We start from the raw sequence: 11780 nt of genomic DNA on the forward strand, positions 1-11780 counted from the left end.
AGAATGAAAAAATTAGTTTTAGACATTGGAGGCAGTGCAATAAAATATGCTGTTATGAATCATAGAGCTGAAATATTTCAAAAAGGGGAGGTTCCTACTCCATTAGATACTATAGAAAATTTAATGGAGGCAATCAAATCAATTTATGAAGAGATTAAAGATGAAGTAAATGGTATTGCTATTAGTATGCCAGGCAATATTGATTCAGCAATTGGTGATGTTTATTCGCCAGGTGCATTATCATACAACGCAAATGTTAACATTATTGATAAAATTCATGAACATATTAACTTACCAATTTCTGTTGAAAATGATGGGAAAAGCGCTGCATTAGCTGAAGTTTGGAAAGGTAATTTAGCTAGTTGTTCAGATGGAATCGTTATGATTTTAGGAACTGGTATTGGTGGTGGAATAATTAAGGATCGTAAAATTCACAAAGGAAATCACTTTTTTGCTGGTGAATTCTCATATATTATGCAAGATACTAATAATTTAGACTTTCATAATGCATTTGCCCTTAAAGGAAGTACATCTGCACTAATAATGGAAACTGCAGCTATAAAGAAAGTTGAGCCTCGATCTATAAATGGGCATGATGTATTCAAGTGGATTAATGATAATGATCCTGATGTATTAGAGGTTTTTGAAAGATTTACAATGAATTTAGCTATTCAAATATATAATTTACAATGCATCTTAGATCCAGAGAAAATTTTAATTGGTGGAGGTATTTCTAAACAACCAATTTTAGTGAAAAAAATTAGAGAAAATTTAGAAAAAATATATGCAAAAATTCCATTTGATATTCCACATGCCATAGTAGATACATGCAAATATTTTAATGATTCTAATTTGATTGGAGCTTTATATAATTACTATCTGCAATTTCCAGAAGAATAAACTAGGAGAAACATCAAAGAATGTAAGAAATAAAAAGGAGAGAAGTTAAAAATGGGTAGAAAATATTCACAAGAATTATTAGAGAAAATTAAAGAAAAACAAGAAGTAATAAATTATAAAGGCACAAAAGTTTTAGTAAAGAATATTCCTGACAGTGATGAAAAAGGCGCAATGGATCCTCGTCTTTATAAGGATATGAAAAAACAATTTACAATAATGAGATTTATGCCAAAAGGCATGATGAAAATGGATACATCACCTAAGTCAATTGGTAAATTAAGAGCTATGTTTGGAGAAATTAAAAGTACTCCTATAGTTGAAAAGAATATTGATATTATACATGAAACTGTTAAAGCTAATGATGGATATAGCATACCAATTCGTATTTATAAATCTAAGACTATGAAGGAAAATGCACCAATTCTTTATTTCATCCATGGTGGTGGATTCTTTGGTGGATCTCCTGATGTTGTAGAGGAGTTAGTAAAATTAATTGTTGAAAAAACAGATATTTTAGCTGTATCAGTTGACTATCGTTTGGCACCAGAAAATCCATATCCAACTGGTCATGAGGATTGTTATTCTGTATTAAGATGGATATATGATAAAGCTAATACTTTAGGAGGAGATAAGAAGAATATCTTTGTTGCAGGGGATAGTGCAGGTGGAAACTTAACTCAATATTGTACAACAAAAGATTTAGAAAGTAATTTAGGAATGGTAAAGGGACAATTATTACTTTATCCTACTGTTAATATGGCAGGTATTGAAGATGAATATTTTAAATGGAGTAAGGATGAATATGAAATGGCTCCTAAATATAAATCTGGTCTTGAAATGATGCTAGGTATGTTTGATGGATTATCAGGAGGATTAAAGGATGTTTTAGGTACTGACGATGTTAAAAATGGTTACTTAACTCCATATATTAGAGATTTAAAAGGCTTACCTCCTACACTTGTTACAGTTGGAGAACATGATTATTTAAAGGTAGAATGCTTAGCATATGCAGCAAAGCTTACTAAAGCAGGAGTAGATACTACAACTATATTATATAAAGGGTTAGGACATGCTTATGGTGATAACATAGGAGTTTATCCACAAAGTGAGGATTGTGCAATAGAAATGGGTAATTTTATTTTAAAATATAGCAAATAAAATTATAAATAAAGGGTGAAAAGGGTATGAAAAAGAATTATGTAGTTGGTTTATCAATTATCGGAGTTCTATTGATAATATTTGCATTTACTGATTTACAGATTTCTAATGCTATTTATAATCCAACAAGTGAATTTGGATTAATATTTGAAGCTATTGGTGAGTTTCCTGCAGCAGTTGTTGCAACATTTTGTACAGTAGGTTTAATGCTAACTAGAAATAAAGATAAATCAGTAAAATATATTTTAGGGACAATTGGCTATATTATTATTTTGTGTTTATTCTCATTTATGGCAGCATCCTTACCAATAAAATATTTTAATGGACCTAAATTATTGATTCCTATACTTGCTGTTTTATATATTGCAGCTTCTTACTTTATTGCTAAGAAATATTCTATTACTAATAGAGATGAATTACGAAATGCAGCTATTGTTGGTGTATTAACATTTGTATTTGTTATAATTTCTTTCAACTTAATTAAATTAGGCTGGGGAAGAGAACGTTACAGGCATATGGTTGCAGCGGGATCCTTTGATGGATTTTCAATGTGGTTTATTCCTCAAGGAAAAGCAGCAAGTAATGAGTTTATGTCATTCCCATCGGGACATAGTGCAAATGCAGCAATTATGATTTGGATTACATTAATACCTACTTTCGTTGCTAGGTTAAAGGAAAAGAAAAAATGGTTTGTGGGTTTTGCAGCTTTATGGACAATAATAGTTCCAATTAGCAGAGTTATAGTAGGAGCTCATTTTGCATCAGATGTTACAATGGGGGTTACAATAACGTTAGCAATATTTACATTATTGAAAAATAAATATATAAAAAATTTAGATGTGAAAAATAGAGAAGAAATCATGTCTACACAACTATATGATTAAAAAAAGTATTATTAACTTATTCTAAAAACTCTCGCGACTGGATTTGCTGACGTAGTTATTGGATATTTTGTAATAGTACCTACACTAACTGAAGATAGGTTAGCTTTAGAAAGGGCATAAATATAAAGGTTCTCATTTTCTTATAGAAAGTGAGAGCCTTTATATTTTATTTATATAATAATTTTACTTAGGACTGATTTTAATATAAACAATAGACATTTTTTAAAATTAGATAGTAAATAAAACTTATACTTAAAAAAAGTTAGTTATCTATTTTTATAGACATTTGTATTGTAAAATGTTAAAAAGAATATATAGGTTCTATTAAAATTTATACTATAGAAAGTATTTATTAAAAGTACGGAGTGATTTATATGGAAGAAAGATTACAAAAATACATGGCAAGATGCGGAGTAGCATCAAGAAGAAAATGTGAAGAAATCATATTAGAAGGTAAAGTTAAAGTAAATGATAAAATTGTTACAGAGCTTGGAGTTAAAATAAATTGTGAGATAGATAAAGTATTTTATAATGGAAAAATAATAACACCTGAAGAAAATAAAGTATATATAATGTTAAATAAACCTGAAGGATATATAACATCAGTTAAGGATGAAAAGGGAAGAAAAACTATATTAGATATAGTTAAAGTAAATGAAAGAATATACCCCATTGGAAGATTAGATTATGATAGTTCAGGATTAATTCTTTTAACTAATGATGGAGATATTTATAATAAAATTATACATCCAAGAGTTGAAGTTCAAAAAAAGTATATAGCCTTATGTAGAGGTATATTCTCTAATGAAGAAATTAAGAGGTTTGAAAATGGAGTAGATATTGGTGGATATATTACATCTGATGCAAAACTAAAGGTTATAGATAAAGAAAAAGATAAAAGAACTAATGAATTTAACTCATTGGTTGAAATAATAATTCATGAAGGTAAAAATAGACAAATAAGAAAAATGTGTTCAGCCTTAGGTCATGAGGTAATATCTTTAAAAAGAGTAGCTATAGGTAATATAAAATTAGGTTATTTAAAAAGAGGAGAATGGAGAAATTTAACTAAAGAAGAGTTAAATTATATAAATTCATTATAAGAGGTGCATTTTATGTATAAGTACGTAGGAAATATAAGTGATTTATCACATTATATAATAGAAAATTTTATTAAAAACAAAAAAATAGCTGTAGATGCTACCTTAGGAAATGGTCATGATACAGACTTTCTAGCTAGTAAATTTGAATTTGTTTACAGCTTTGATATACAAAAAGAGGCCTGCGAAAATTATATACTAAAAAAAGTTAATAATGTAAAAGTTATAAATGATTCGCATCATTTATTTAATGACTATATTAATGAAAATGTAGATTGCATAATGTATAATTTAGGCTTTTTACCAGGAGGAGATAAGACTATAACTACATTACATAATACTTCACTACAAAGCATACAAAAGGGACTTGATATTTTAAATAGTGGTGGAATAATGACAATATGTATTTACAGAGGTCATTATGAAGGTAAGGTTGAGGAATCTTGCATTTTAGAGTATCTAAAAAATTTATCTAAAAATCAATTTGGTGTTATGACTCAATCCTATCTAAATAGAGATGAAATCTCGCCTATGCTAGTAGTTATAGAAAAAAAGTAGAATTGACAACTTTATATTTTATTACAAGTTTTTATAATGAAAATATACTAAAATGAAATGAATATTGATGAATTATTCAAAAAGTGATAATATATAATTATTAGGTTGTTAAGTTTAATGAAAAGAAGGGATACGGATGGATAATAATCTTAATGATAACTCAAAGGATTTAATGCGATTAATACAATCAAGGTTCCCAAGATTAAGTAAAGGACAAAAGTTAATTGCAGAATACATTTTAAAAAATTATGATAAAGCTGCCTTTATGACTGCAGCTAAATTAGGAGTCTCTGTAGGTGTTTCAGAGTCAACAGTAGTTAGATTTGCTAACGAATTAGGTTTTTCTGGCTATCCTAAACTTCAAAAAGCATTGCAAGAGTTGATAAAAAATAAGCTTACAACAGTTCAAAGGTTAGAATTGTCAAATGATTATATAAGTGAAGGATATGCTCTTAAAGGTGTATTAAAAGCTGATATGGAAAATATAAGAGCAACTCTTGAAAAAATAAACTATAATACATTTGAAGATGTTGTAAATAAAATATTTGAAGCTAAAAGAATATATATAATAGGTCTTAGAAGTTCAACTGCATTAGCTGAATTTTTAGGATTTTATCTAAATATTATTTTACAAAATGTTAAAACTGTAGGATATGGAATTTCTGATATATTTGAGCAAATGATAAATGTAGGTGAAGGAGATTTAGTAGTAGGAATAGGATTCCCAAGATATGCATCTAGAACAATAGATGCACTTGAATTTGCACAAGATAGAGGTGCAGATGTAGTTGCAATTACAGATAGTCTTTTATCGCCTTTAGCTGCAAGAGCAGACTATTCATTGATAGCTCAAAGTAATATGGCATCTTTTGTTGATTCACTTGTAGCACCATTATCTGTTATTAATGCATTAATAATTGCTGTTGGTATGAGAGAAAAACAAAATATAACAGATGTATTTAGTAAGCTAGAACAAATATGGAAGGATTATAAAGTATATTCTTATAATAATAGAAATGTAGGGGAAGATTAATATTAAAAGTGTTAAGTTATGTTTATTAAACATTTCTTAGCACTTTTTAATTATCTAGTATGTTGAATTAAAGAAGTTAAGATGATATATTTATTAAGATAAAACAATGCATTAGGAGGATTACAATGAAAAAAGTAATAGTTATAGGAGCAGGACCAGCAGGAATGATGGCAGCTATAACAGCATCTAAAAGTAATAATAATGTTGTACTGTTAGAAGGAAATGAAAAGATAGGAAAAAAATTATTCATTACAGGTAAAGGAAGATGTAATGTTACAAATATAAAGGATATATCAGAGTTTTTTGAATATATACCAGGAAATCCTCATTTTTTATATAGTGCATTATATACATATACTAATGAAGATACAATGAATTTTTTTGAATCTCAGGGAATAAATCTAAAAGCAGAACGTGGGGGGCGTGTATTTCCCTTATCTGATAAATCTTCTGATATCATAAAAGGTTTATCAAATGAATTAATCAAGAATAATGTAGAAGTAAAATTTAATAGTAAAGTTACAGATATAAAATTTAAAGATAATAAAATAGAATCTGTAGAAATAAATAATGTTCATAATATAAAAGGTGACTATTTTATTATTGCAACAGGTGGGGTTTCTTATCCTTTAACTGGTTCTACTGGGGATGGATTAAAGTTTTCTAAAAAGCTAGGACACAATATAGTAGATCTAAAACCATCGCTAGTTCCTATAGAGCTACAAGAGAATTGGATTAAAGACTTAGCAGGATTGACACTAAAAAATATAGGAATTTCTTTATTTAAGGAAAGTTCAAAAAAATCATTATATAAGGATCAAGGAGAAATGCTATTTACAAGCTATGGTGTATCTGGACCTCTTATACTTAAGGGATCAAGATATGTTATTGAGTCTAATAATCATCATATTATGTTAGATTTAAAACCTGCTTTATCCAATGAAGAGCTTGATAAAAGAATTCAAAAAGATTTTAAAAAATATATTAATAAAGATTTTAAAAATTCATTAGATGAACTACTTCCTAAAAAGATTATACCAATTATAATAGGTCTATCAAATATATCAGAGAATAAAAAGGTAAATGAGATTACAAAAGAAGAAAGAAAAAGTCTAGTGAACTTAATTAAAGGAATAAAAATGAAAATAAAGGGGTTAAGACCTATAGAAGAAGCAATAGTGACATCAGGTGGAGTGGATACTTTGGAAATTGACCCTTCAACGATGAAATCTAAGATAATAAGCAACTTATCATTCGCTGGAGAAGTTATAGATGTTGATGCTTTTACTGGTGGATATAATGTTCAAATTGCATTATCTACAGGTTTTTTAGCTGGAAGTAATATATAAGTATACTTGTTAAATATAAATAATAATAATATAATTTATATGAGTATATGAAAATGTTTTTCAAATAGGAAAGGTGGAATATTATTTTGAGAATATCAGTCGCTATAGATGGACCAGCAGGGGCTGGGAAAAGTACAATTGCTAAGTTAGTTGCCAAAGAATTTAACTTAATGTATATAAATACAGGAGCAATGTATAGAGCTGTAGCCTTAGTTGCAAGAGAAAATAATATAGAGGATACAAATATTGAAGAGTTATGTAATTTAATAGATACTCTTGAAATGAAGTTTGAAAATGATGACTTAATACTTAATGGAGTTAATGTTCAAGAACAAATAACAATGCCAGAAATAAGTGCTATAGTATCTAAATATGCATCAATTCAAGAGGTAAGAAGCAAACTAGTTAAATTACAAAGAGATATGTCAAATAAATTTGATGTTATAATGGATGGAAGAGATATTGGTACTGTAGTACTAAAAGATTCTAAATTTAAATTTTTCTTAACTGCAACTCCAGAAGCTAGAGCTGAAAGAAGATATAAAGAGTTAAGTGAAAGAGGAGTAAGTGTTAATTTCTCTAATATATTAGAAGATATAATAAAAAGAGATTATATAGATAGTAATAGAGAAATAGATCCTCTAAAAAAAGCAGAAGATGCTATAGAAATTGATACAACAGGTTTATCAATTTCTGAGGTAACAGAAAAAATATGTTCAAATATTAAAAAAAATATTTAATTTAGATAATATATTCTAAAGAATTAAAAATATAATATACTTAAAATATAATATGTAATTTTATACTTAGGAGAATTGATATGAGTAAAGTGTTATTAGCTGAAAGTGCAGGCTTCTGCTTTGGTGTTCAAAGAGCTGTAGAAGAAGCATTAAAAGTAAAGAAACAATATGATAAAAAAATTTATACATTAGGACCATTAATACATAATAATGATGTGGTTAAATATTTAGAAAAAAATGATATATATGCTATTGATTATAATGAAATTGATACATTAGAAAAAGGAGATGTAATTGTAATTAGATCTCACGGAGTATCAAAGGAAGTTATTAGTATTCTTGAAGAAAAAGGTTTTATAGTAGTAAATGCTACTTGTCCTTATGTTACTAACATTCATAAGAAGGTTAATAAATATTCAGATTTAGGATATAATATTGTTATATTAGGTGATGACAAGCATCCTGAAGTAGTTGGTATAAATGGATGGTGTAAGGATAGTGCTATAATAACTAAAGATGGTACTTTTGAAGAAAACCTGCCTAAAAAGATATGTGTTGTATCTCAAACTACAGAAAAAGAAGAAACTTGGAAGAAAACTTTAAGTAATTTATCTTCAAACTCAAAAGAATTATTAGCATTTAACACTATTTGTTCAGCAACTGAAGTAAGACAAAAAAGTGCTAACGAATTATCTAGAACTGTAGAGGTTATGATTGTAATTGGAGGAAGAAATAGTTCTAATACAACTAAACTTTATCAAATATCAAAAGCTAATTGCCCAAATACAATCCATGTTGAAAATGCTAAAGAACTTACAAAAGAGTTCATAGAGGAAAATAAGGGTAAAGTTGTTGGTGTAACTGCTGGAGCATCTACACCTGACTGGATAATAAGAGAAGTAATTGATATTATGGAGGGAAAAATTAATATGGAAGATCAATTAAAGCTAATGGAAGAAATGGACAGAAGATTTAGAATTGGGGATGAAATAAAGGGAGAAGTATTATCCATAGGAAGAGAAGAATTAACTATTTCTCTAGTTGGATATAAATCAGATGGGGTTATTCCATTTAAAGAATTAACTTCAGAAGAAAATTTAACTTCATCTCTTGATTCAATAAAAGTAGGAGATGAAATAGCAGCAAAAGTTATAAAGCTTAAAAATGAAGATGGAAACGTAGTTCTTTCAAGATTAGAATATGAAAAGAAAGAAACATTCACTGAGCTTGAAAAACTATTTAATGACAAAGAAACTTTCTCAGTTAAAATTAAAGATGCGAAAGAAAAAGGAATAATTGGATATTATAAAGGAGTAAGAATCTTTATACCTGCATCTCAAGTAGATATAAGATTTTCAAATGATAGAAGCAACTTAATAGGTGAAGATTTAGAAGTAAGACTAATTGATTTTTCACTAGAAAATCCTTCAAAAATAGTTGCATCAAGAAGAATCATATTAGAAGAAGCAAATAAGATCAAAGAAGATGCTGCATGGGAAAATATAAGTGTTGGAGATGTTGTTAAAGCTGAAATTAAGAGATTTACAAACTTTGGAGCTTTTGCTGATATAAATGGTGTAGATGGATTAATTCACTTATCACAAATATCATGGAGCCATGTAAAATCTGCAGAAAGTGTTCTTAAAAAGGGACAAATCGTTGATGTTAAAATAATAGAAGCTGATAGAGAAAATAATAGACTTTCTCTTAGCATAAAAGCTTTAACTCCAGAGCCATGGAGCAATATAGAGGAAAAATATCCAGAAGGATCTGCAGTTTTAGGAAAAGTAGTAAGAATTAGTAATTTTGGAGCTTTTGTAGAGTTAGAACCAGGAGTAGATGGGTTAGTTCATATTTCAAAAATAACTCACGACAGAATAAATAATCCTGGAGATGTTTTAAAAATAGGTGATGAAGTTAAGGCAATAATACTTTCAGTAGACACAGAAAATAAAAAGATTGCTCTTAGCATAAAGGATGCTGAATAAAGTAATATATATTTTAAGGCACACATATAATTTATATGTGTGTCTTTTTTACTTTTTTTAATATTTATTATCTTGACCATAATATTATGTAAGAAGTATACTAGTTATATAGAGAATAGAAGGGGTTTGCAATAATGTTAGAGAAATTGACATTAAATAACATGGAATCTTTTAAATTGTTGTATAATAAAAACTTACAACAAGTTAGTTATGATAAAGATTTTTTTAAATGTTATGATAATCAAAATTTTTTAATGAAATTTTTGTTTAGAAAATTTATGAGAATAATTAAATTAAATGATAGACCTATTGGCTATATATGGTATGAAGCTCCAATAGATAGATTTACTAGAGTATGGGCATTATACATCGATGCAGATTATACAAAATTAATTAATAAAAGAATATTATCATCTTTTGATAATAATATTTTATCTTACGAAGCAATAGATAATATAGAAAATTCATTAATATTAGATAAACTTGGTTTTAGGAAAATAAAATATACTATCCTCATGGAAATGAATATTGAAGACTATAGTAATAATGAAAAAATATATGACATCTATGATAATATGATAAATATTTTAAATTCAAAGAAAACTTTTGATAATAATATATCTTTTTCAACAAGAAAGTTAGTAATAGGTAAAGATGAACAGTTAAGATGTAATATTCAAAATGAAATATTTGGTGAGTGGAATAGAAGACCATTAACTGTTGAGGATATATATACAGATATGACACAAGATTATTTTTTAAAGGATTTATGCATATTAGGTATGATTAACAATTCATATATAGGATACGGACAAATAATATTTAATAGAGAAATGTTTACTATAGTTAACTTTGGAATAATAAATGAATTTAGGGGTATAGGGTTAGGTAAACTATTATTACATGATATTATACTTTATGCAAAAAAAGCAGGAATAAAGAATTTATCAATAAGAGTAGATTGCAATAATATAAACGCTATAAACTTATATAAATGGATTGGCTTTAAAGAAAAATATAAAGTCGTAGTTTGGGAAAGAGAATAAAGTATATTGTAGATACCTAAAATTCATCCATTCATCAAGGAAATATAAATGCTGTTAAATGGTATTTTAAGTTGAAGCCAATGCTTTTAGGAGTATTGGCTTTTGTTTTTCAATAAAGGTCAATTTAGTAAATTAACTTAAAATGCTAATAAATATGCGGTGTAATTTAGCTTGTTATAAATAAGTAAAAATATTATTTTTAAGATATAAATTGAAAAATCAGGAGGGAAAAAATGAATTTAGAAAATATTAAATCATTCATTGTAAATAATGTATATCACATTCCTGCAGATAAGAAGGTTCCTTTACACAAGCATCCAAAGCACGACGAAATTTTCTACTGCATTAAAGGTGAAGGCTTCGGAGTACTTGAAGATAGCGAAGTAGAATTGACTGTTGGAAAAGCCTTTATAGTTAGAGCAGGAGTAATGCATGCCTTACGTTCAGACAGTAATTTGTATGTCACTTCATTCTTAATTCCCGTTGTAGAAGAATAATATTCGTAGCTAATTAAATTATATTTATAGATTAGAACATATATTGTAATTAAAGCCAATGTTTTTAAGAGCATTGGCATTTTTTTCTATAAAATATCCTTTAGAAAATTGAATATAGTAAATATGTGGTATGATTTATAGTGTTAGGAATTTTAATATAAAGATAACTCCTAAACTTTGAGAAATTTAAAATAGATAATAATTTATTGACATATAAAAGAATAGAATAAAGTCGAGGTGTAAAGTTTGAGAAAAATAATTAAGAATGTATTGTTGGGAAGTTTTAAAATTTGCTTTAGAGTTTCAGTATTTCATATTTTATGAGATTTCGTAAATGAAACACTTATAGTTTTTGAAGTATTAGCAATAGATATTAGTATACTGTAGTCACCTAATTATTTCATAGTTGCGATTCCAGTTTTAAACTTACGCCCACAAATCATATTCCTTTCTATGATAAGAATAACTATTTAGTACAAGCGTTATCGTAAGGACATCTTTCCTACTATGTAATTGAAATATTTTAT

The 11780-nt window shown here is 27.4% G+C and carries 11 protein-coding genes; all 11 read left to right on the forward strand.

Annotated elements, in window-relative coordinates:
* Positions 1–3 precede the first annotated feature (3 nt).
* The 11 genes from ACH36K_RS10725 (at position 4) to ACH36K_RS10775 (ending at position 11253) form a co-directional block, all read left to right on the forward strand.
* Positions 4–900 (forward strand): ROK family protein, encoded by an 897-nt coding sequence (locus ACH36K_RS10725; protein ID WP_411167621.1) that lies wholly within the window; start codon positions 4–6, stop codon positions 898–900.
* Between the two features lie 51 nt (positions 901–951).
* Positions 952–2058: an alpha/beta hydrolase gene (locus ACH36K_RS10730; protein WP_411167622.1), complete on the forward strand. Its 1107-nt coding sequence runs from the start codon at positions 952–954 to the stop codon at positions 2056–2058.
* Between the two features lie 26 nt (positions 2059–2084).
* A complete protein-coding gene (locus tag ACH36K_RS10735) occupies positions 2085–2942 on the forward strand; it encodes a phosphatase PAP2 family protein (protein WP_411167623.1) in 858 nt (285 codons plus the stop codon).
* A 374-nt stretch (positions 2943–3316) separates the two neighbouring features.
* Positions 3317–4045: a pseudouridine synthase gene (locus tag ACH36K_RS10740; RefSeq protein WP_411167624.1), complete on the forward strand. Its 729-nt coding sequence runs from the start codon at positions 3317–3319 to the stop codon at positions 4043–4045.
* A gap of 12 nt (positions 4046–4057) precedes the next feature.
* Positions 4058–4600, forward strand: a complete 543-nt coding sequence (locus ACH36K_RS10745) for a tRNA (mnm(5)s(2)U34)-methyltransferase (RefSeq protein ID WP_411167625.1) — start codon at positions 4058–4060, stop codon at positions 4598–4600.
* A 136-nt stretch (positions 4601–4736) separates the two neighbouring features.
* Positions 4737–5633, forward strand: a complete 897-nt coding sequence (locus ACH36K_RS10750) for a MurR/RpiR family transcriptional regulator (RefSeq protein WP_411167626.1) — start codon at positions 4737–4739, stop codon at positions 5631–5633.
* 125 nt (positions 5634–5758) lie between these two features.
* Complete coding sequence (locus ACH36K_RS10755) at positions 5759–6982, forward strand: NAD(P)/FAD-dependent oxidoreductase (RefSeq protein ID WP_411167627.1); 1224 nt, start codon at positions 5759–5761, stop codon at positions 6980–6982.
* 86 nt (positions 6983–7068) lie between these two features.
* Positions 7069–7722: a (d)CMP kinase gene (gene cmk / locus ACH36K_RS10760; RefSeq protein ID WP_411167628.1), complete on the forward strand. Its 654-nt coding sequence runs from the start codon at positions 7069–7071 to the stop codon at positions 7720–7722.
* An 80-nt stretch (positions 7723–7802) separates the two neighbouring features.
* On the forward strand, positions 7803–9710 hold the full coding sequence (locus tag ACH36K_RS10765; RefSeq protein WP_411167629.1) for a bifunctional 4-hydroxy-3-methylbut-2-enyl diphosphate reductase/30S ribosomal protein S1: 1908 nt from the start codon (positions 7803–7805) through the stop codon (positions 9708–9710).
* 134 nt (positions 9711–9844) lie between these two features.
* Positions 9845–10756 carry a GNAT family N-acetyltransferase gene (locus tag ACH36K_RS10770; RefSeq protein WP_411167630.1) on the forward strand — a complete coding sequence of 304 codons (912 nt, stop codon included), beginning with the start codon at positions 9845–9847 and terminating at the stop codon, positions 10754–10756.
* A gap of 233 nt (positions 10757–10989) precedes the next feature.
* Positions 10990–11253: a cupin domain-containing protein gene (locus ACH36K_RS10775; protein ID WP_411167631.1), complete on the forward strand. Its 264-nt coding sequence runs from the start codon at positions 10990–10992 to the stop codon at positions 11251–11253.
* Positions 11254–11780 lie beyond the last annotated feature (527 nt).

The organism is Clostridium sp. MB05, assembly GCF_046581255.1.
In the GTDB taxonomy this organism is placed as follows: Bacteria; Bacillota; Clostridia; order Clostridiales; family Clostridiaceae; genus Clostridium.